17 protein-coding genes are annotated in these 22594 nt (G+C 34.2%); 13 read left to right on the plus strand and 4 right to left on the minus strand.

Annotated elements, in window-relative coordinates:
* Positions 1 to 17: 17 nt before the first annotated feature.
* The gene (tpx, locus tag E0D87_RS05625; RefSeq protein WP_130819673.1) at positions 18 to 518 is read right to left on the minus strand and encodes a thiol peroxidase; all 501 of its coding nucleotides are present in this window, start codon (positions 516 to 518) and stop codon (positions 18 to 20) included.
* Between the two features lie 370 nt (positions 519 to 888).
* Here tpx and E0D87_RS05630 point away from each other — a divergent pair, with 370 nt between their 5' ends.
* The 4 genes from E0D87_RS05630 (at position 889) to E0D87_RS05645 (ending at position 5392) form a co-directional block, all read left to right on the plus strand.
* Positions 889 to 2475, plus strand: a complete 1587-nt coding sequence (locus tag E0D87_RS05630) for an alpha-glucoside-specific PTS transporter subunit IIBC (RefSeq protein ID WP_130819674.1) — start codon at positions 889 to 891, stop codon at positions 2473 to 2475.
* A 69-nt stretch (positions 2476 to 2544) separates the two neighbouring features.
* Complete coding sequence (locus tag E0D87_RS05635; RefSeq protein ID WP_130819675.1) at positions 2545 to 3873, plus strand: 6-phospho-alpha-glucosidase; 1329 nt, start codon at positions 2545 to 2547, stop codon at positions 3871 to 3873.
* Positions 3874 to 3943: 70 nt separating this feature from the next.
* Positions 3944 to 4621, plus strand: a complete 678-nt coding sequence (locus E0D87_RS05640) for a MurR/RpiR family transcriptional regulator (RefSeq protein WP_130819676.1) — start codon at positions 3944 to 3946, stop codon at positions 4619 to 4621.
* The gene (locus E0D87_RS05645; protein ID WP_130819677.1) at positions 4622 to 5392 is read left to right on the plus strand and encodes a MurR/RpiR family transcriptional regulator; all 771 of its coding nucleotides are present in this window, start codon (positions 4622 to 4624) and stop codon (positions 5390 to 5392) included.
* Between the two features lie 24 nt (positions 5393 to 5416).
* On the opposite strand, the gene E0D87_RS05650 is transcribed toward E0D87_RS05645, so the two are convergent.
* On the minus strand, positions 5417 to 6877 hold the full coding sequence (locus E0D87_RS05650; RefSeq protein ID WP_130819678.1) for an FAD/NAD(P)-binding protein: 1461 nt from the start codon (positions 6875 to 6877) through the stop codon (positions 5417 to 5419).
* Positions 6878 to 7031: 154 nt separating this feature from the next.
* Here E0D87_RS05650 and rpsL point away from each other — a divergent pair, with 154 nt between their 5' ends.
* The 5 genes from rpsL to pepT all read left to right on the plus strand — a co-directional run bounded on the left by rpsL (position 7032) and on the right by pepT (position 12864).
* Positions 7032 to 7439, plus strand: coding sequence for a 30S ribosomal protein S12 (gene rpsL, locus E0D87_RS05655; RefSeq protein WP_130819679.1), 408 nt, complete (start codon positions 7032 to 7034; stop codon positions 7437 to 7439).
* Positions 7440 to 7559: 120 nt separating this feature from the next.
* On the plus strand, positions 7560 to 8030 hold the full coding sequence (gene rpsG / locus E0D87_RS05660; protein WP_130819680.1) for a 30S ribosomal protein S7: 471 nt from the start codon (positions 7560 to 7562) through the stop codon (positions 8028 to 8030).
* A gap of 14 nt (positions 8031 to 8044) precedes the next feature.
* Positions 8045 to 10117, plus strand: coding sequence for an elongation factor G (gene fusA, locus E0D87_RS05665; protein WP_130819681.1), 2073 nt, complete (start codon positions 8045 to 8047; stop codon positions 10115 to 10117).
* Between the two features lie 18 nt (positions 10118 to 10135).
* The gene (gene tuf, locus E0D87_RS05670; RefSeq protein ID WP_207278275.1) at positions 10136 to 11470 is read left to right on the plus strand and encodes an elongation factor Tu; all 1335 of its coding nucleotides are present in this window, start codon (positions 10136 to 10138) and stop codon (positions 11468 to 11470) included.
* A 182-nt stretch (positions 11471 to 11652) separates the two neighbouring features.
* Positions 11653 to 12864, plus strand: coding sequence for a peptidase T (pepT, locus tag E0D87_RS05675; protein WP_130819682.1), 1212 nt, complete (start codon positions 11653 to 11655; stop codon positions 12862 to 12864).
* A gap of 53 nt (positions 12865 to 12917) precedes the next feature.
* Here the strand turns inward: pepT and E0D87_RS05680 are convergent, their stop codons facing one another.
* Positions 12918 to 13895 (minus strand): DMT family transporter, encoded by a 978-nt coding sequence (locus E0D87_RS05680; protein WP_130819683.1) that lies wholly within the window; start codon positions 13893 to 13895, stop codon positions 12918 to 12920.
* 255 nt (positions 13896 to 14150) lie between these two features.
* On the opposite strand from E0D87_RS05680, the gene E0D87_RS05685 reads away from it, so the two are divergent.
* The 3 genes from E0D87_RS05685 (at position 14151) to treC (ending at position 18647) form a co-directional block, all read left to right on the plus strand.
* Positions 14151 to 15395 (plus strand): YkvI family membrane protein, encoded by a 1245-nt coding sequence (locus E0D87_RS05685; protein ID WP_130819684.1) that lies wholly within the window; start codon positions 14151 to 14153, stop codon positions 15393 to 15395.
* 137 nt (positions 15396 to 15532) lie between these two features.
* A complete protein-coding gene (gene treP / locus E0D87_RS05690; protein ID WP_130819685.1) occupies positions 15533 to 16978 on the plus strand; it encodes a PTS system trehalose-specific EIIBC component in 1446 nt (481 codons plus the stop codon).
* 7 nt (positions 16979 to 16985) lie between these two features.
* Positions 16986 to 18647 carry an alpha,alpha-phosphotrehalase gene (treC, locus tag E0D87_RS05695; RefSeq protein ID WP_130819686.1) on the plus strand — a complete coding sequence of 554 codons (1662 nt, stop codon included), beginning with the start codon at positions 16986 to 16988 and terminating at the stop codon, positions 18645 to 18647.
* A 49-nt stretch (positions 18648 to 18696) separates the two neighbouring features.
* On the opposite strand, the gene E0D87_RS05700 is transcribed toward treC, so the two are convergent.
* Positions 18697 to 21414, minus strand: coding sequence for an ABC transporter ATP-binding protein/permease (locus tag E0D87_RS05700; protein WP_130819687.1), 2718 nt, complete (start codon positions 21412 to 21414; stop codon positions 18697 to 18699).
* A gap of 72 nt (positions 21415 to 21486) precedes the next feature.
* Between E0D87_RS05700 and E0D87_RS05705 the strand changes: the two genes are divergently transcribed.
* Entirely contained in the window at positions 21487 to 22539 is a 1053-nt protein-coding gene (locus tag E0D87_RS05705) for a hypothetical protein (protein ID WP_130819688.1), read from the plus strand.
* The last annotated feature ends 55 nt before the right edge of the window (positions 22540 to 22594 follow it).

Raw genomic sequence — 22594 nt, forward strand, 5'->3', positions numbered from 1 at the left:
CCTAGGCTTTTAGTGTCTTAGATTAAATTTTTAACTTCTTCTAGTGCTTTTTCAAAGTTAACTTCGTTTGTAACTTCTGGAACGTATTCAACGTATTGGATTACGCCTTCTTTGTCAACTACAACTATTCCTCTAGCTAAAAGTTTTAGTTCGTCTATTAAGAATCCGTATTTTTCTCCAAATTCTCTTTCTTTATAATCAGAAACCATTTCTAAATTTTTGATATCTTCATTTGCACAGAATCTTTGTTGAGCAAATGGTAGGTCTTCTGTGATTGTAACGATTTTAACATCATCAGAAAGCTCTAGGGCGTCCTTGTTAAATTTCTTAGCTTGTAGGGCACATACGCTTGTATCAAGTGATGGTGCTATTGAGTAAACTACAATGCTACCCTTTAAATCTTCCGAATTAAAATCAGAAAGGTCATTTTTTGTAGCTGTAAATGATGGTGCTTTGTCACCTTTTTTAACTTCTGTTCCGAGTAATGTTACCTTGTCTCCTGCAAATGTAATATTCATATATCCTCCTAATATTATCTTTAACAATAATATTATACCCAAATTTTGTTAAAATATTATGTAATTTGTAATAATTTTATGAAAGTAAAAAATTAACAAATAGAAATAATGCTATCTTTTTAACAAATATTACAAACAAATTAAATTAATATGATCACTAATATAAGCAACTAGTTACTTAAATTAAAGTTATAAATCCTATTAAATACAAGACTCTATGGAAAAACGGATCTTATGTGAAATTTCACGAAATCTAAAAATCTTTTATATGCTTTCACTAAATCCCTATATTCCAAGCTTTGATGACTTATCTTAATAATAGTAATATCATATAAACATAAGATAATACGTTTTCACAAAGGAGGACGCCGTGAAAGAAAAAATTCAACGATTTGGTGGTGCCATGTTCACACCTGTAATGTTATTTGCAGTGTCTGCACTACTAATTGGATTTGGAACCCTATTTACTACAGAAGTAATTATGGGACCCATAGCCACAGAAGGTACAGTTTGGTTTGGCGTTTGGGATATGATCTTATCCGGTGCATGGGTTGTATTTAATCAATTGCCATTATTATTTGCGATTGCCCTACCGATAGGTCTTGCCAAGAAACAGAACGCTAGAGCCAGCATGGAAGCATTTGTTATTTATTTAGTTTTCCTAAACTATGTATCTACAATACTAAAACACTGGGGCACTACTTTTGGAGTAGATTTTAGCCAAGAGGTAGGTGGCGCTAGTGGACTTGCTATGATTGCAAATATCAAAACCCTAGATATGGGTATGATGGGAGCTTTGCTGATCTCAGGAATAGCAATTTATCTACATAACAGATTTTTCGATACTAGACTTCCAGAAGCTTTGGGAGTGTTCAAGGGTTCTGCCTTTGTGTTAGGTATTGGATTTATTGTTATGATTCCAGTGGCTTTCTTAGCAGTTTTAATCTGGCCTAAGATCCAAGCTGGTATGAATGTCTTTAGGGATTTGATTCTAGCATCTGGAACAGCGGGAGTTGGAATATTTGTACTGTTAGAAAGACTTCTTATTCCATTTGGGCTTCACCACTTGTTGTATGCACCAATGTTTTATGATAGCTTGGTTGTTCCTGGTGGAATATATGCTTACTGGGCACAAAATCTTCCGCAAATTGCAGCAGCCACAGGATCATTAAAGGAAATCGCACCTTACGCTCAACTTACAGCGACAGGTTGGTCTAAGATCTTTGGATGTGTGGGTGTGGGACTTGCCTTCTACAAGACAGCACTTCCAGAGAATAAAAAGAAAATTGCAGGTCTTATGATCCCAGTTGTACTTACTGCTATCCTAAGTGGAGTTACAGAACCAATCGAGTTTACCTTCCTCTTTATAGCGCCACAACTATTCGTAGTTCACGCAGTTCTTGCATCAATCCTAGCTATGGTTATGAATCTTGCAGGAGTAGTTGGAGTTTTCTCTGGTGGAGTTATCGAAATGGCATCCCTAAACTGGATACCACTTGCGGCTCACCACTGGAAGACCTATCTAGTAATGCTTGTGATTGGACTTGTAGCAATTGCAGTTTGGTATTTCGTATTTAGTTTCCTAATTACTAAATTTGATTTCAAAACTCCAGGTAGAACTACAGCAGAAGATTCTGCTAAGCTTTATACCAAAAAGGATTACAAGGCTAAGAAACAAGAAGAAGGCACTGAGGGTAAAATTGTGAAGTCTGCTGATAAGTTTGAAATAATGGCAGACGAAATCCTAGAAGGACTTGGTGGAGCAGAAAATATCAAAGACTTTACCAACTGTGTTACAAGACTTAGGGTAAATGTAAATGACCCAAGTAAGATTGCAGATGATAGTTACTTTAGAGAAATTGGAACATATGGTACTGCAAGAAGCGGAAATTCCATCCATGTAATCGTAGGTATGGATATCCAATATGTTGCAGATGCCTTTGGCGAATTGTTATAGAAATAGAATAGTTAGAAAATAATAAGTTAGAAATAAGAATAAATTTAGCGAAAAAATAAGGAGATTATTATGACACAAAAACATTCAATCGTAGTAGCTGGTGGTGGATCAACATTTACACCAGGAATTATCGGCATGCTTCTAGATAACCTTGATAGATTCCCACTTAGATCAATCAAGCTATATGATAACGATGAAAAAAGACAAGAAGTTATAGGAAAAGCACTAGAAATCCTACTTAAAGAAAGACACCCAGAGATAGATTTCGTATACACAACAGATCCAAAAGAAGGATTCACAGATGTAGATTTTGTTCTTGCTCAACTAAGAGTTGGAAAATACGAAATGCGTGATAGAGATGAGAAAGTTCCATTGAAACACGGATGTATCGGACAAGAAACATGTGGACCAGGTGGACTAGCTTATGGTATGCGTTCTATAGGTGGAGTTTTAGAAATTCTTGACTACATGGAAGAATATTCTCCTGAAGCTTGGATGTTAAACTACTCAAACCCAGCAGCAATCGTCGCAGAAGCTACAAGAAGACTAAGACCAGATTCAAAAATCATAAACATTTGCGATATGCCAATTGACTTAATGTACAAGATGGCAGACATGGTAGGACTAAAAGAATGGCAAGAGCTTGATTTCTCTTACTACGGACTAAACCACTTTGGATGGTTTACAGAAATCACTGACAAAAAAGGTAACGACTTAATGCCAAAAATCAAACAACACGTTTCTGTAAATGGATTTGCTGATGGAATCGGAACATCTCAACACCTTGATCCATCATGGGTTGAAACATTCACTAAGGCTAAAGATGTTTACGCTCTAGATCCAGAAACAATTCCAAACACTTACCTAAAATACTACTTCTATCCAGACTTTGTAATGGAACATACTGATCCAGAACACACAAGAGTAGATGAAGTTAGAGAAGGAAGAGAAAAAGATGTATTTGGTTTCTGCCAAAACATTATTGACAAGGGAACTGCAGAAGGAGTTGAAATCGAACTTGACGCTCACGCAACATATATCGTAGATTTAGCTATAGCTCTTGCAGAAAACACAAAGGAAAGATTCCTTCTAATAGTAGAAAATAACGGAGCAATCCCTAACTTCGATCCAACAGCAATGGTAGAAATTCCATGTCTAGTTGGTAAAAACGGAATCGAAAGAATCAACCAAGGTTACATTCCACAATTCCAAAAGGGACTAATGGAACAACAAGTATCTGTAGAAAAACTTGTAGTTGAAGCTTGGGTAGAAGGAAGCTACCAAAAAATGTGGCAAGCTCTAACTCTTTCAGCAACAGTTCCATCAGCAAAAGTTGCCAAAGAACTATTAGACGACCTAATAGAAGCAAACAAAGGCTACTGGCCAGAACTTAACTAATAAAAAAACCATCATAATATTAAAAATCTCTACTTGGCGTATAATGCTAGTAGAGATTTTTTGATTTGAGGTGATTGAAATTAGTTTAGAAAAACTTATCAGAGAAAATGAGAAAAAATTTACCCAAACTGACTACACCATAGCCAACCAGATTTTAAAGGAAGGATTAAACTACAATCTTACTATCAATGAATTTGCCAAAATTTGTTATACATCTAGGACATCCATCCTTAGGTTTGCCAAAAAGCTCGGTTTTAATGGCTATAATGACCTAAAATACTACATCCTAAATGAGTCTATAGATATAGTATCAAGTACAACCAGTCCTGTAGACGGCAAGTTGGCTGACCTTTATAAAAAGCTTAGACAGGTAAAAAGAGCCTTTGTCTATGGCAATGGAGCCTACGAAAATATAATAAAAGCAGCTATCAAAAGATATCTTTTTGACCTAGATATCCTTGCGGAAACCTATGCAGGAGCCCAGGAGATTGTAGCTTTTTATGGGGAAATGTTAAAGGATAGTCTGGTAGTGATAGTTGATTTTAACCAAGATAAAAGAAGTAGGGAACTTATGTTTCAAATAGCTAGTATAGATTGTATAAAGCTAATTGTAGGAAGTGAGTACCAGTCCATGACCAAGAGCGATTATAATATATTCTTGCCAGAAGAGAAGAGAAAGCTAAGGTTAATTAGCCCCTACATCCTTGAACTTGAGAAGTTTTTTGCGGGATATTTGGAGACCTTATAGATGTTTTTGCTAAATTTATTAAGAGAAAACTACGACAAACTAAATAAAAACGACCTTAGAATTTATTCTTACATAGTTCAAAACAAGAACGAAGTAATAGACTTAAACATAAATGAGCTAGCTGATACCTTGGATTTAAGCACCAGCTCCATTATGACTTTTACCAAAAAACTGGGCCTTGAAGGCTATAGCGAGCTAAGATATTTGGTAAAGTGGTCGGAAGATGAGTCTAAGACAAGCTTTGATGATAATGAGATAGAATATACAAAAAACGACATAAATCTAACCATGACCATGATGACCTCCCTAAACCTATCTGGGCTTTTTGAAAGCATAAATGCAGCTGAAAATATTTATGTTGTAGGTAATGGTTATACCCAGCTAAATGTAGCAGAAGAGCTTAAGAGAAACTTCTTCAATGTAGGCAAGATTCTAAATGTTATAGATGATCCAAGCTCTTATTATAGCTACAAAGCCTCTTTAAAGGATGGGGATGTGCTTTTTGCCCTATCCTTTAGCGGGGAGAATAAGGAGCTGATAGATCTTATCAATAGTTTAGATGAAAATATCTGTATAGTATCTATCACCGGACTATCTAACAACACCATCTCTCATATGTCTGATTATAATATTTCCTTTGTAACCCATGAGGTTTTTGACTTTGATCAAAGGGTGAAGATTTCTCCCATATCCCAATTTTATGTAGTGATTGACTTTATTATATTAAAATACCTGTCCTATTTGAATGGGAAAAATAAAAAAAGAGATTAAAAAATATGACATCGATCCTATTTTTTATAAATTGTTATCCTCAATAACAATTCTAGCAATTCTTGAGGCAGTCTTTTGGATACATCTTGCATCATTATTATCTAAGTCAGTATTTGTGATGATCATTCCAGTGATAAATAAATTTTTCAAGTATCCGTGTTTTTTGCTTAATGGATTGCACCTTGGCCAAGTTACAGCAATCCCCTTATTATCCTCATCTGCCATTATCATTTCGTTTTTATATAAAGATTCATATAGAGGGATTTTATTAGCTAGACTATCCAAATCAAGGTCAAATCCAGTACAGTTAATGACAATATCAGCTGACTTCTCCTTATCACCAATTAGAGTAAAACTTCCGTCATCATTTTTACTTACAGACTCGCTATTAGTTATGATATCTATTTTATCTTTATCATAAGCATCTAGTAGTAGTTTCATGCTATTGTGTGGAGTTTTGCCACCTAAAAAGGCTAAGTATTGGTAACACTCGTCCATGTATTTTTTTCTATCTATGGGATTCATAAAGTTGACTAAGTCAGCTATATATAAGGTAAATTGGATGAAATAATCTTCTGTGAAGGCAAGAGCTTGGTCGTTTTCTCTGATTGCCTTTCTGGATAAATCTAGAGTGTGATCTTTGTAAGTGTTGTAGGCATATTCTAATTCATAACCAGCCTTTTTGAAATCATCTCTAACGGTATCAAGCAAACAATCTAATTTGATACGAGAATCAGCTCTAAGTTTATCATCAATCCACTCTTGATTCGGTGTGTAATAATCATAAATATTTCCTTCATAAGGAATATCGACAATTTTGTATTCATTCTCTCCTGTGAAAAAGTTTATTGTTTTATCTATATTCTTTTTCTCATTAAGATATCTAAAGACATCAGTAGATGAGGCAGAAGTGCCGAGGATTGCTATACTTTTATCGTATGGAATATTTTTTAGTTTTTCTTCTAGTGGATAAGGATTTTCTATATAATTTTCCTCTCCATTTAACTTGTAAGGATCATTGTAGCAAGTTGCACCAGTAGCAAGAAAAACAAGGTCATAATTATTGCTGTGATTTTCGCTAACTATTTGATAACTTTCTTCTCCTTCTGACAAACTAACATTAATTTCAGTTGCTTCTTCATTTATTATATTTATGGATGGGTCCTTAAGGTAGGCTTTTGCTATATCTTTTAGATATTCTCCAAAATATACTCTAGGTGCCATTTTTTCTTCTGGATCAAGTTCTTTTCCATTTTCCTCCATCCATTTAGGAAAATCATTCCTTTTGATTGGAGGATATATCATTTCTGTGGAATCTACGTTCAAAAGTTTTACGAGGCTATCATTTTCATATGGTAGGCCTACAGAATATTCGCTTCTTTTCTCATAGATATCAATTGTAAGGTTATTATCATTCTTAGTATCTAATATTTCCTTTAGAAAATAAAAGCCTGAAAGGGCAAAGCCAACTATTGCGATTTTCATACAAGCTCCTTTTAATTATAATTGTTGATAATATTATACAAAAGCTTAGAAATATAAGCAATTTACTTGACAATTATATCAATAGCATGTAAAATATTTAAGGATTGGCATATATTGCCAATTATTTAATTATAAAAAGAAAAGGAGGTGCATTATGCCTACAATCAATCAACTTGTTAGAAAAGGTAGAAAGAGCGAACAATCTAAATCTGATACACCAGCTCTAGGTTACAACTACAACACACTTAAAAGTAGAATTACACCAAACCAATCACCACAAAAACGTGGAGTTTGTACATCTGTAAGAACTGTAACACCTAAAAAGCCAAACTCAGCTTTAAGAAAGATTGCCAGAGTTAGACTTACAAATGGAGCTGAAGTACTATCTTACATTCCAGGAATTGGACACAATCTTCAAGAACACAGTGTTGTATTAATTAGAGGTGGAAGAGTAAAGGACCTTCCAGGTGTGAGATACCACATCATCAGAGGTACTCTAGATACAGCAGGAGTAGACGGAAGAAAACAAGGAAGATCTAAATACGGAGCTAAAAAAGCTTAGTACTTAGTAAAATAAGTGCATAATGTACCTATTATATATAAAGGTATATGTGCACACTGACGGTTAATTTTAACCGAGTACTCAAGATATTACACATAATTGGTAAAGGAGGGAAGAAAAGTGTCAAGAAAAGGACATATACCAAAAAGAGAGGTAATGCCTGATGCTAAGTACAACGATAGAGTTGTAACTAAGCTAATCAATAACGTAATGTTAGATGGTAAAAAAGGCCTTGCTACAAAAATAGTTTATGATGCTTTTGACATTGTTGCAGAACAAACTGGCAACGATGCACTAGAAGTATTCTATCAAGCTATGGAAAACATAATGCCAACACTAGAAGTAAAAGCCAGAAGAATCGGTGGTGCAAACTACCAAGTTCCTATGGAAGTTAGACCAGAAAGAAGACAAACACTTGCCTTAAGATGGTTAGTAAACTTCTCAAGAGCTCGTGGCGAGAAAACTATGGTAGAAAGACTTTCTAAAGAAATTTTAGATGCTTCAAACAACGCTGGTGCAGCAGTTAAGAGAAAAGAAGAAATGCACAGAGCAGCTGAAGCAAACAAAGCTTTCGCACACTATAGATATTAATCATAGGGGGACAAATGAAAAGAGAAGTCTCATTAAAAGACACCAGAAATATAGGTATCATGGCCCATATAGATGCTGGTAAAACAACTGTAACAGAAAGAATGTTATACTATACCGGTAAAATCTATAAAATAGGGGATACCCATGATGGTACTGCAGTAATGGACTCCATGGACCAAGAAAAAGAACGTGGAATCACAATCGGATCTGCAGCTACAACCTGCTTTTGGAACGATCACAGAATCAACATCATCGATACTCCTGGACACGTTGACTTTACAGTAGAAGTTGAAAGATCACTAAGAGTATTAGATGGTGCAGTAGCATTATTTGATGCAAAAAGTGGTGTAGAACCACAATCAGAAACAGTATGGAGACAAGCTGATAAATACGACATCCCAAGAATTTGTTTCATCAACAAAATGGATGCTACAGGTGCTGACTTCTTCATGGCTGTTGAGACTATCAAAGATAAATTAAAAGCAAACGCAGTTCCTATAGAAATTCCAATAGGTGCAGAACAACAATTCGAAGGAGTAGTTGATCTTGTAACTATGGAATCTGTAACATATAACACAGAAGATTTAGGAGCTCACCCAATCAAAGGTGAAATCCCAGCAGATCTTGTTGATCAAGCAGAAGAATACAGAGCAAACCTACTTGAAGAACTTTCTGAAATTGATGATAACATCATGATGAAATACCTAGAGGGTGAAGAAGTTTCTGTAGAAGAAATCAACGCTGCTATTAGAAAAGGAACTATTGATAAAAAAATATTCCCATGTCTATGTGGATCAGCATACAAAAACAAGGGTGTTCAAGCACTACTTGATGCTGTAATTGACTTTATGCCAAGCCCACTAGACGTACCAGCTATAGAAGGTACAGATCCTAAAGATGAAGAAGTTGTTCTTGAAAGACACCCTGGAGATGAAGAACCATTATCTGCGCTAGCATTTAAGGTTGTTACAGATCCATATGTAGGTAAACTAATCTACGTTAGAGTGTACTCAGGTATACTTGAATCAGGATCATACGTATACAACGCTACAAAAGGTAAGAGGGAAAGAGTTGGACGTATCATGCAAATGCACTCTAACAAACAACAAGAAGTTGAAGCAGCATTTGCAGGAGATATCGTTGCACTATTAGGTCTAAAAGATACAACTACAGGTGATTCACTATGTGACCAAGATAATCCAATTATCCTTGAAAACATGGAATTCCCAGAACCAGTTATCTCAGTTGCTATTGAACCAAAAACAAGAGCATCTCAAGATAAGATGATTGTAGGTCTTCAAAAACTTGCAGAAGAAGATCCAACTTTCCAAACAAGATCTGACGAAGAAACAGGTCAAACAATCATCTCAGGAATGGGTGAGTTACACCTTGAAGTTATCGTAGATAGACTTCTAAGAGAATTCAAAGTAGAAGCTAATATCGGTAACCCACAAGTAGCATACAGAGAATCAATCACTAAAGAAGCTGAAGCACAAGGTAAGTTCGTTAGACAATCAGGTGGTTCAGGACAATACGGTGATGTTATTCTTCAAGTTATGCCTGGTGAAGAAGGTGCTGGAATCACATTCGAATCTAAAATTGTCGGTGGTGCAGTTCCAAAAGAATACATCAAACCAGTTGAAGCAGGTGTTAGGGAAGCTGCAGCAAGCGGAATCCTTGGCGGCTACCCAATGGTTGATATTCATGTAATCCTAGTAGATGGTTCATACCACGAAGTCGACTCATCAGAAGTTGCCTTCCACGTGGCAGGAAGCATGGGCTTTAAAAACGCAGTTGAAAAAGCTGGTCCAGTTCTACTAGAACCACTTGAAAAAGTTGAAATTACAACACCAGATGAATATCTAGGAGATGTAATGGGTGACGTTTCATCAAGAAGAGGAAAGATTGATGGAATGAATCCTAAAGATGGAATCCATGTACTAAACGCATTTATTCCATTATCAGAAATGTTCGGATATGCAACAGACCTAAGAAGTAAAACTCAAGGTAGAGCAACATACTCTATGCAATTCGACCACTATGCCCAAGTTCCAGAATCTGTAAAAGAACAAGTATTAGATAAATAATTAATATAGGAGAATATAATGAGCAAACAAACATTTGAAAGAAGCAAACCACATATTAATATTGGTACAATCGGACACGTTGACCACGGTAAAACAACAACAACAGCAGCAATCACACAAGCTCTAAACAAAAAATATGGTACAGGTGAATTCGTAGACTACGAACACATCGACAAAGCACCAGAAGAAAGAGAACGTGGAATCACAATCAACACATCAGTAGTAGAATACGAAACAGCAAACAGACACTACGCACACATCGACGCTCCAGGCCACGCTGACTACGTTAAAAACATGATTACAGGTGCAGCACAAATGGACGGCGCAATCATCGTAGTAAGTGCAGCTGATGGTCCAATGCCACAAACAAGAGAACACATCCTACTAGCAAGACAAGTAGGCGTTCCAAAAATCGCAGTATTCCTAAACAAAGAAGACCAAGTAGACGATCCAGAACTAATCGAATTAGTAGAAATGGAAATCAGAGACCTACTAAGTGAATATGACTTTGATGGAGACAATGCACCAGTAGTAGTAGGAAGTGCACTAAAATCACTACAAGAAGGTGGAGAAGGTCCATGGTCAGACAAAATCCTACAACTAATGGATGAAGTAGACGAATACTTTGACATTCCAGAAAGAGACAACGACCAACCATTCCTAATGCCAGTAGAAGACGTAATGACAATCTCAGGACGTGGAACAGTAGCAACAGGAAGAGTAGAAAGAGGAACACTAAAAGTAGGTGATACTGTAGAAATCGTAGGACTTGAAGAAAAAACAAGCCAAGCAGTAGTAACCGGAGTAGAAATGTTCCACAAATCACTAGAACAAGCAGAATCAGGAGATAACGTAGGACTACTACTAAGAGGAGTACAAAGAAACGAAATCTCAAGAGGACAAGTACTAGCAAAACCAGGAAGTGTAAACCCACACACAGAATTTGAAGGCCAAGTATACGTACTAACCAAAGAAGAAGGTGGACGTCACACACCATTCTTCAGTGGATACAGACCACAATTCTTCTTCAGAACAACAGACGTAACAGGAGATATTGAACTAGAAGAAGGCGTAGAAATGGTAATGCCAGGAGACAACGCAACATTCAAGATCAAACTACAAAAACCAATCGCTCTAGAAGAANGATACAGACCACAATTCTTCTTCAGAACAACAGACGTAACAGGAGATATTGAACTAGAAGAAGGCGTAGAAATGGTAATGCCAGGAGACAACGCAACATTCAAGATCAAACTACAAAAACCAATCGCTCTAGAAGAAGGACTAAGATTCGCTGTACGTGAGGGTGGTAGAACAGTAGCATCTGGAGTTGTTACAAAGATTATTGCTTAATCTAAATAACAAAACATTTTTAAAAACAAGCCTAATTTATAGGCTTGTTTTTTTGTAGAAAAATTTAATAAATTCAACAATATACATATAATTTTTGAATAATATATGATTATATTCAATATTTGGGTATATTATAAGTGACGGTAAAAAGTCTGCTATCAATTATATCAAGGAGGAAAACGATGCTAGACAAATTTTTAAGATATATAAGTGTAGATACACAAAGTGATGATACAAACACCAATTGCCCATCAAGTCCTGGACAGTTAGATCTTGCCAAAATCTTGGTAGACGAACTAAAAGAAATGGGTATAGATAATGCTCATATGGATGAAAATGGCTATGTATATGCATCTATAGAAGGAACTGTAAAGGATGCTCCAAAAGTAGGTCTAATTTCACATATGGATACAGCTCTTGAAATAACAGGTGCAGGAGTCAATCCACAAATCGTAGAAAAATACGAGGGTGGAGATATTATCCTTAATGATAAGTACAAATTAACTGAAGAGGATTTCCCATTCTTAAAAGAATTAAAAGGACACAAGCTTGTAACAACAGATGGTACAACACTTTTAGGAGCAGATGATAAGGCGGGCCTTGCTATAATAATGTCAATAGCAGAATTTTTCGTAAATAACAGAGATTTAGAATTTGGAGATATCAAGATTGGCTTCACTCCAGATGAAGAAATTGGTAGAGGTGCTTCTCTATTTGATATTGAAAAATTTGGAGCAGATTTTGCATACACTATTGATGGTGGACCTGTGGCAGAGCTAGAATATGAAAACTTTAACGCAGCTTCAGCTAAGATTCACATAGAAGGAAAACCAGTTCACCCAGGCTCAGCTAAAAACGTTCTAGTGAATGCTCTTCTAATTGCAAGCGAACTTAATGAAATGCTTCCAGCAAACGAAAGACCAGAGCATACTGAAGGCTATGAAGGTTTCTATATGCTTCAATCTATCGATGGAACTGCAGCAGAGGCTGACATGGAATATATTATCAGAGATTTCTTCAAAGAAGGATTCCAAGCTAAAAAAGATTTACTTACAAATGCAGTAGACTTTTTAAACAAAAAGTATGGTGATAGGATAAAACTTGAAATTACAGACTCTTACTATAACATGAGAGAAAAAGTAGAACCTCACATAGAAATAGTAGATCTAGCTAAAAAAGCCATAGAAGAAGTTGGATTGACACCAATAGTTAAACCAATAAGAGGTGGTACAGATGGTGCAACCCTATCTCACATGGGTCTACCAACACCAAACCTATTTACAGGTGGCTACAACTTCCACGGTAGATATGAGATTCTATCAGTAGATATCATGGAAAAATCATTTAACGTAATCAAAAATATCATTATAAATAACGCTAAGGATAATAAATAGCAAACAAAAAACAACTCCGCCGTGGAGTTGTTTTTCTTTGCTTAAATTTAGTTTTAATTATTATCTTTTGTATTGTTTGACTCTTCTGTTTCTTCTTTTGTATCTTCATTATTTTTAAAGATAAAGGATAGTTTAGTTTCTGATATTATAATAGCTGCAAATATCATTACAAAACCTATGATTGAATTAGTTGTTAGTTTTTCAATTCCAAGTAGAACTGGAATTAGAATACCAAATACTGATTCAAATCCTAAAATAATAGCAGCTGATGATTCATCGGTGTATTTTTGTCCGATGTTTTGTAGTAATAGTGCTATTGTTGTACAGAATATTGCTAGATATAATAATTCTGCAACTGGTTTATAAGATGTAATTGCTATCTGTGAATTATCTTCCAAAGTAAATGTTACAATTCCTGCTAGTACTGATGCAGAAGCAAATTGGAAGATAGTCATAAGTATTGGATCTTTACCTTTGGCTAATACGCTTACTGCTACGATATGAGCTGCGAATAAGAAACCGCTTAGTAGTGCTAGTCCATCACCTAGAATCATTTCCTTGTCTGCATCAAAAATTGATGTTCCTGGCTCTACACCAGATTTAGAAATGAAATAAATACCAATAACTGCAATTATAGCTGCTATGATATTGAACTTATCTGGTCTTTCTTTTGTGACAGCCCATGCTAAAAATGGAACAATAACACAATATGAAGCTGACAAGAATGCGCTTCTACCTGGATCTGCATGAGTTACACCCAGTGTTTGGGACGAATAAGCCATGAAAAGGAAAATACCAATTATTAATCCTACTTTTATATCTTTTTTACTAGCTTCTCTGATCTTCTTGTTAAAGATTATGGCAAGGATTATAGCAGATAGTCCGAACCTAACCATCAATATAAAGTTTGGTTCAAAGGTAGCTGATGATTGTTTAACAACTGTTAGGGAAGAACCCCACAAAATAGCTGTTATAAACAAACCAATCTTTGCCAGCATATTTAATTTTTTCTTACTTAAATTTTTCTTCATTATTTCTCCAATTATTTTTCAAGTTACAATCAAACATAATACATTATACGGGAAATATAGATAATTCAACTAATAAATTACATTTCCCATATATTCAATATACAAAAGATATCCTAATCTATATTTACCCAAAAATAGTTGAGATTAACGAGAAATTGTATATGAAATTATAATGTATTAAACATAATAGTATACATAAATTTAGTTATAATTGAATAATACTGTTAAAAAAGTATAATTAAATTTGGAGGAATTATGAATAAAAAAACAATAACTATAATGCTCGCCTATGTAGGAGTTGTAACTGGAGCAGGTCTTGCATCTGGTCAAGAGCTCTTGCAATATTTTGTAGGCTTGGGCCTAAAGGGAATAGTGGGCATTAGTATGGTAGCTATCTTACATATGTTAATTGGAGGATTGTTGTTACAGCTTGGTAGTCACTACCTTGCAAATGATCACTCTGAGGTATTTGATGAGATAACAAACAAATTTATAAGCAAATTTATGGATTTATCTTTGATTTTTACTTGTTTTGTAATCGGCTTTGTAATGATTGCTGGTGCTGGTTCTAATCTTAATCAAGCATTTGGTACACCAAGTGTAATTGGATCTATAATTTGTACAGTACTTATTATCGGTGTAGGTATGCTTGATTTTGAAAAGGTGAGCAAGGTAATAGGATCTTTCACTCCTTTTATTATAGTTTTCACCTTGATAGGAAGTATTTACACCTTTACTCATTATAAACCAGATTGGCAAGCCATAAGTGAAATTGCACAAAATCTACCTAGTAACTTTGATAATTTAGGAGTGTCTGTATTTAATTATTTTGGTATGTGTTTAATGACTGCAGTGTCTATGGCTCTTGTCTTAGGAGGAGATGAATTAAATACAGGTGAAGCTGGAATAGGAGGTCTTCTGGGAGGTCTTCTAGTTGGTATACTTGGTATTTTAATAGTCCTTACTTTATTTATAAGAGTAGATGAAGTTAAGAGTCTTGATATACCAATGTTATATATTATAGAAGATATAAATCCGATTTTAGGAAAGGTTATGGCAGCTGTCATATTTGGTATGATATTTAATACAGCTATTTCACTTTTCTATGCCCTAGCCAGGAGATTTTCCAATGGGGATGAGAAAAAGTTTAAGATACTTTTAGTTACCTTGACCTTAGTTGGCTTTGCTCTAAGTTTTGGTGGATTTAAAAAGCTAGTTTCAGTATTTTACCCAATTATCGGTTATGCAGGAATAATCATGCTTGTAGTTTTAGTCTTTGCTTACTATAGAGAAAAATCTGCTATAAAATATGAAAACATCAGAAGATTTGCTATAAATCATTACATGAGAAAAAAGCTTGACGATGATATGGATTATACCAAAGAGGATAAGAAAAAGCTTAAAAGACTTATAAATAGATCTCACATCGATAATGAAGATATGAAAGAAAAATCAAAAGAAACAGTAGAAGAAATACTAGAAAACGAAGATAACGAATAAGATTAACTACAAGTGGTTTACGCTTGTAGTTTTTTTCTTCCTTAATTTTAATAAAAACATTGTTAAAAATATAAAAAGTATTTTAGTATGCTTTATATTTGGGTATCTATCTAATATAAAAATAATAAGGAGGGAATATGGGAAAGTATTCTGAAGATGCAAGATTGTTGCATCAATATATAGGAGGAGATAGTAATATCTCATCAGTGACCCACTGCGTTACGAGGATGCGTTTTGTATTAAATGATCCAAAACTTGCAGATGTAGAAAAGATAGAAGATCTTCCTTCTGTAAAGGGATCTTTTACTCAAGCTGGGCAATTTCAAGTAATTATTGGTAATGATGTCGACCAGTTCTACAACGATTTTATGGAAATATCTCATGCTACTGAAAAGAGCAAGGATGAGGTAAAAAAAGATGCGGTCAAAAATCAAAATGCCCTACAAAGAATTTCTTCAGTTCTTGCAGAGATTTTTGCTCCACTAATTCCTGCGATTATCGTCGGTGGTTTGTTATTAGGATTTAGAAATATCTTAGGAGAGATGCCTTTTGATAGTCTCGGTGGCAAAACAATAATAGAGACATCTGTTTTTTGGAACGGTGTCAATGATTTTCTATGGTTAATCTGTGAGGCTATTTTCCATTATCTACCTGTTGGAATAACCTGGTCTATCACTAGAAAAATGGGTACAACTCAAATCCTCGGTATAGTCCTAGGTATTTGTTTGATATCGCCAAACTTACTTGCAAATGCATACTCAATTGCAGGTGGTGGAGAAGTTCCTGTGTGGGATTTTGGATTCTTTACAATAGATAGGATAGGATACCAAGCTCAAGTTATCCCAGCAATGCTTGCTGGTTTCTTATTAGTATATCTTGAAAGATTTTTCAAAAAAGTTATCCCACAAGCAATATCAATGATTTTCGTACCACTATTTTCATTAATACCTGCTGTACTTTTGGCTCACTTAGTTTTAGGTCCAATAGGCTGGAAGATAGGTGCTCTTATTTCACAAGGAGTTTATAGTGGACTTACATCTGGCCTAAACTGGTTATTTGCAGCTGTATTTGGTTTCTTCTATGCACCACTTGTTATAACTGGTCTTCACCATATGACAAATGCAATCGACCTACAACTTGCAAATGATTTTGGTGGAACAATTCTTTGGCCAATGATCGCCCTATCCAATATAGCTCAAGCATCTGCAGTAGTTGCTATAATCTTCCTACATATGGGAGATAAGAAGGAAGAACAAATATCTGTTCCTGCAGCTATTTCTGCATATCTTGGAGTAACAGAGCCAGCACTATTTGGTATCAACATCAAATATGGATTCCCATTCATAGCTGGTATGATTGGTTCTGCCCTTGCAGCTGTATTTTCAGTATCAACATCTACAATGGCATACAATATAGGTATAGGTGGACTTCCTGGAATTCTTTCAATCATGGGAGGATCTAGGTTAAACTTTGCTATAGCAATGGTAATTGCGATAGTAGTTCCTGTTATATTGACAGTTATGTTTGAAAAGAAAAACTTATTCCACAACAAGATAGAATTTAAAACACCAAGTTTTAGTTAGGAGTAATATGAACTTAGGAAAACAAGTAATCTACCAAGCTTATCCAAGGTCCTTCAAGGACACTAGTGGAAATGGCATTGGAGATTTAAAAGGAATCAAAGAAAAAATACCCTATCTTAAAGGATTAGGAATTGACATGGTATGGCTAAATCCATTTTTCATATCGCCACAAAATGACAATGGATATGATATAGCTGATTATTACCATGTAGATCCAGCCTTTGGTACAGACGAAGATCTTGATGATTTGATTAGTGAAATGGACAAGGCAGGTATTAAACTAATGTTTGATATGGTGCTAAATCATACATCGACAGAGCATGAATGGTTTAAAAAAGCCTTGGATGGAGATGAAAAATATCAAAACTATTATTATATAAGAGAAGGTAAGGATGGAGGATATCCAACAAATTGGCAATCAAAGTTTGGCGGCCCTGCTTGGAATGAATTTGGAGATACTGGAAAATATTATCTATGCCTATTTGATAAAACACAAGCTGACCTAAATTGGCACAATCCTGATTTAAGGGATGAACTATATAAGATAGTAAACTACTGGATAGATAAGGGGATAGATGGATTTAGGTTTGACGTATTAAATGTAATAGGAAAAGATCAAATACTTGAAGATTCTTCGGGCATAGAGAGTGAAGAGAAAAAATTATACACAGATACACCAATAGTTCACAAATGTATTAGAGAGTTAAACAATCATACCTTTGGCAAAAATCCAGAAATAATAACAGTTGGGGAAATGAGCTCTACCAATATAGAAAATTCTATAATGTATTCATCTGCTGAGGGAAACGAACTATCCATGGTCTTTAACTTCCACCATTTGAAGGTAGACTATGAAAATGGCGACAAGTGGACAGATGCCAGATTTGATTTTTCTAAGCTAAAAGATACCTTAAACAAATGGCAAGTAGAAATGCAAGAAGGCGGCGGTTGGAATGCTCTATTTTGGAACAACCACGATCAACCAAGAGCAAATAATAGGTTTGGAGATGTAGAAAACTTCCCTTATGAAACTGCTACCATGCTTGCTCAAACTATCCACATGATGAGGGGAACGCCTTACATCTACCAAGGTGAAGAAATAGGAATGACTGATCCAGATTTTAAATCAATTGACGATTATAAGGATATAGAAAGTCATAACGCCTACAAGAAGCTTCTTGAAAGCGGTAAAAACGAAGCTGAAGCCTTTAATATAATAAATAAAAAATCTAGAGATAACTCCAGAACCCCTATGCAATGGGATGATACAGAAAATGCTGGTTTTACAAGTGGAAAACCATGGATTGCTGTAAGTGATAATTATAAAACTATCAACACCAAAAAGGCTATGGCAGACAGAAGCTCAATATATTTCTACTATAGAAAATTGATAGAACTTAGAAAAGATGAAAATATAATCTCAGATGGTTTGTATTTCCCAATTCTTAAAGATGATGATAAAATCTTTGCCTATATCAGAGAATATGAAGGAGAAGTCCTTATAAATATGAACAACTTCTCTAAAGATTATGTAGAAGTAGATCTAGAAAATATCCTAGAAGATTATGACAAATTCACCTATCTTTTAGGTAACTATGGAGAAAAGAAAATAGAAAAAATAATAAAACTTGCTCCATATGAAAGTCTTGCTTTTATAAAGAGAGTATAAGAAAATATAGGATATAAAAAAGCTGGTAGATTGCTGCCAGCTTTTTTTTTTATTCTTGAGCTAAGGCCTTTACTGGGTCTTTTTTTGCTGCTATTGATGATGGGATTATTCCTGCAATGAGGGTTAGACCTACTGATATTAATACTAATATCAATCCTGCCTTTGGTGGAAGTGATGAGTAAATATTATCTATCCCGCTCATCTTTTGGATTAGCTTTGATATTGGAATATTTACAAGGGCAGTTGTGCCGATTCCAATTAAGCCTGATAGGAGACCTATGATAAATGTTTCTGATAGGAAAACTTTTCTTATGTCTTTTTTGCTTGCACCGATTGATCTTAGGATACCAATTTCTTTTACTCTTTCTAGAACAGAAATATATGTTATAATCCCAATCATAATAGATGAAACTACAAGGCTAACACCTACAAAGGCAATCAATAGATAGGAGATAGCTGATATTATCTGAGTGATTGATGATGAGATTAGACCAATATAGTCAGTATAGGCGATTTTTTCGTTCTCAGCTTTGCCATCGTTATATTGATTTATGAAGTCTTTTATCTTATCCCTATTTTCAAAATTTTCTACATAAATAGATATATTTGATGGTGCATCTTTAGATACTAGACCAAATTTCTCTAAATTTTTCTTATAGGATAAATCGCTTAGAAACTCTCCATAGATATCTAAAAACAAGGTCTTATCATTTTTCTTTATGGCGTAATCTATAAGAGCATTGTCAGATGCTTGATTTGAGCTTGTATCCTTATTTGCAAGTGCCATAGGATTTTGAGCTTGGATTTTTCTACTTTCTTCTTGGAGTTCTTCCATTAGCTCTGGCTTATTTCTCATAAGATAGGTATTTACTTTTAGCTTTTCGTTTTCTGGAATATTTTCTAGGTATGATTTAGCCAAGTTAATCTTTTCATCATCATTATTTGCTTTAAAGGGAAGGTTATTGAGGATATTTTTATCCTTGTTTTGTATTTGAGCTTGGGCAATATCTGAATCTCCTACATGTTTTATAAGAAGATCTGTCAGAGATTTTGAATATCCTAGAGGAGAATCTACGATTTGATTTTCATCGTTTGTCTTTTGCCTTGCAATACCAACAATCTTTCCAGTTATAGCATTTTTAATTAGGTCGTTTTTCTTAGCTTCATCATTTGAAATATCTATGAAGTTGTCTCCGTCTTTTTGATAATAATCTGAAGGAGTAAGAATTTTATATTCATGACCGATTATATCTTTAGGTTCGATATCCAAATCTTTTAAGTCAATTTTTTCGTTGTTATCTAATTTATTTAAGATTTCTTTATAGTCTTTACTTGGAAGCAAACCTATTTCATATAATTTTGATGTTATAACCTCATTATTGTAATCGGTAAATAATACTAGGTCAGTGGCTTCTTTTGGCCATGTTCCTTCTATTAGTTCATAATCATCAGTAATCATTTTAGATACATTGCCATTTTCATCTGATATTATTTCAGAGAAGTTTTTATTAGATCCTTGAGGTTTTAGGAGATTTTGCATGAAGTTATCTTGTTGCTCTTCAAAATCTGACCCATCTGTATTTATTAGCTGTCCATTAGGATCTTTAGTGAAAATGTCAAAGTTAGTATCGTAGGAATAAGTTATGAAGTTTCCTCCGATTTCGTTTTCTAGCTTATCTTTATTATCTTCTATATATTTCTTAAAAGGTGTAAGGTTATTTTCACTATAGGAAGTTTGTAGTTCACTTCTTCTTTCAAGAATCATATTGTTTGTCATAACCTTGTTAGTATTGTTTGTTTTATCATCCTTATTTGGTGGAGTCATTAGATTTTCAAGGTTTAGTGATTCCTTCTGTATTTGGATAGGATATGATTTTAGGGCGTTTTTTTGCGATTCTTCTATGAAATCATTAGCACCGTTTGATATTGAAATAACTAAGGCAATACCTATAATTCCTATAGAGCCTGCAAAAGCAGTAAGAATAGTCCTTGCCTTTTTGGTTAAGAGATTATTAAAGGAAAGGTTCAAAGCTTGACTAAGCCCTAATGAAAGTTTCTTGGTTTTGAAATTTTCTACATTTTCATTGGCATCATAGGGATCAGAATCATCTAGAATCTGTCCATCTCTAATCTTTACAATCCTAGTTGAATATTTTTCTGCAAGTTCTGGATTGTGAGTTACCATTATTACAAGTCTGTCTTTGGCGATTTCTTTTAAAAGCTCCATGATTTGCTTGGAAGTATTCGTATCAAGGGCACCTGTCGGCTCATCTGCAAGAACTATTTCTGGATTGTTGACGAGGGCACGAGCTATAGCGACCCTTTGCATTTGTCCACCTGATAGTTCGGCTGGCTTTTTATAAATGTGATCTTTAAGTCCAACCTTATCCAAAGCATCTATTGCTCTTTTTTTTCTATCTTCTTTCTTAACACCTGAAAGAGTTAGGGCAAGTTCGACATTAGATAGGATAGTTTGGTGGCTGATTAGGTTGTAAGATTGGAAGATAAATCCAACAGAAACATTTCTATAATAATCCCAATCAGAATCCCTAAAGTTTTTAGTAGACTTTCCATCTATAAGTAGGTCTCCTGATGTGTATTTATCAAGACCACCTATTATATTAAGTAGGGTTGTCTTGCCACCGCCAGATCTACCAAGGATTGAAACAAATTCATTTTCCCTAAAGGAAATATTCACCTTATCTAAAGCTTTTTGTTCAAAATCTCCAGTTTTATAAATTTTAGTAATATCTTTTAAAGTTAACATAAAACCTCTTTTCTACAATAAATAATTTATACCCTATTTGCCAAGACTTTCCATAAAATGTACATTAGATTTATGAAGAAAATAGAGTCTTTACTTATTTATGAGGAAGATACAAAACAATTAAATAAAATTTGCGAGAAGATAGATTTCTACAAGAAGATACCTATTGATACTGTAAAAATATGCTTATCAAATGACATAAATGAGAAATATCTAGAAGATTTATTGTATTTAAATAAAAAATTATCTTGTGAAAATCTACTATTAATGATTAAAATTAATCTTTTAGAAATATCTTCAAATCTCTTAGGAGTAAGTTATAAAAATGAAAGTTTTGACAATCCCAAAATACAAAAAGCATCTTTTTCTTTTCTAAACTTTTTAGTAAAAAGAGGAATACGAGCCTTTGATTTTGGGGATGTCGAATATTTGGTGAAAAATAATCCTAGCGATAAGAAAATAATTGAGACAAGTAGACTTATAAATAAAAATTTAAGAAGTCTTAGTAATGATGTAATAAGTCTTTGCGATTTATCTTATAAGTACATTGACTTTTATGATATCTTAACTGGTGATAGTGGTTTTGATTTTTCATATATTTGTAGACCAATAAATATATTTGATGAACAATCGAGGAAATTGCTAAAAGAAACTTACCAAAATGGTGGGAGAATTTCTTATAAGATAGGTTTTACTAAAAGTAGGTCAAAGAATCTCTCCTTTGTAAAAGAAAGTCTAATTTTAACAAGTCTTACCCTTTTAGATTCGCCTTTATATATGAAGGGTTCGGAATCGTATTTTGATGTAGTTGGACCAATTAAGTCCATCGAAGATTATTTGGAAGAAATTTATACTATAAAAGAAAATTTTTCTGATTTACCTAGAAAAGAGTTTTTTGAGATAATAAAAAAAGATAAGGACATCTTTGCCTATAGCCTAAAAATAGGAGATAATAAGTTTTTATTTATTGGAAACTTAACTCAAAAAGAAATTTTAGTAAATATCTCTATGTATGTTTCAAATTATAGTGAGTACAAACTTCTCCTAGGAAATTATGGAAAGAGATCTATGGTTAAAAATTTATTATTAAGATCATTTGAAGGATTAATTTTTGTCAGAAAATAATTAGAAATATTGGGTAATTATAATAAAAAGCAAAAATCGCCTTTTCTATTCCTAT

It is taken from the genome of Anaerococcus vaginimassiliensis, from assembly GCF_900626155.1.
GTDB classification, from domain to species: domain Bacteria; phylum Bacillota; class Clostridia; order Tissierellales; family Peptoniphilaceae; genus Anaerococcus; species Anaerococcus vaginimassiliensis.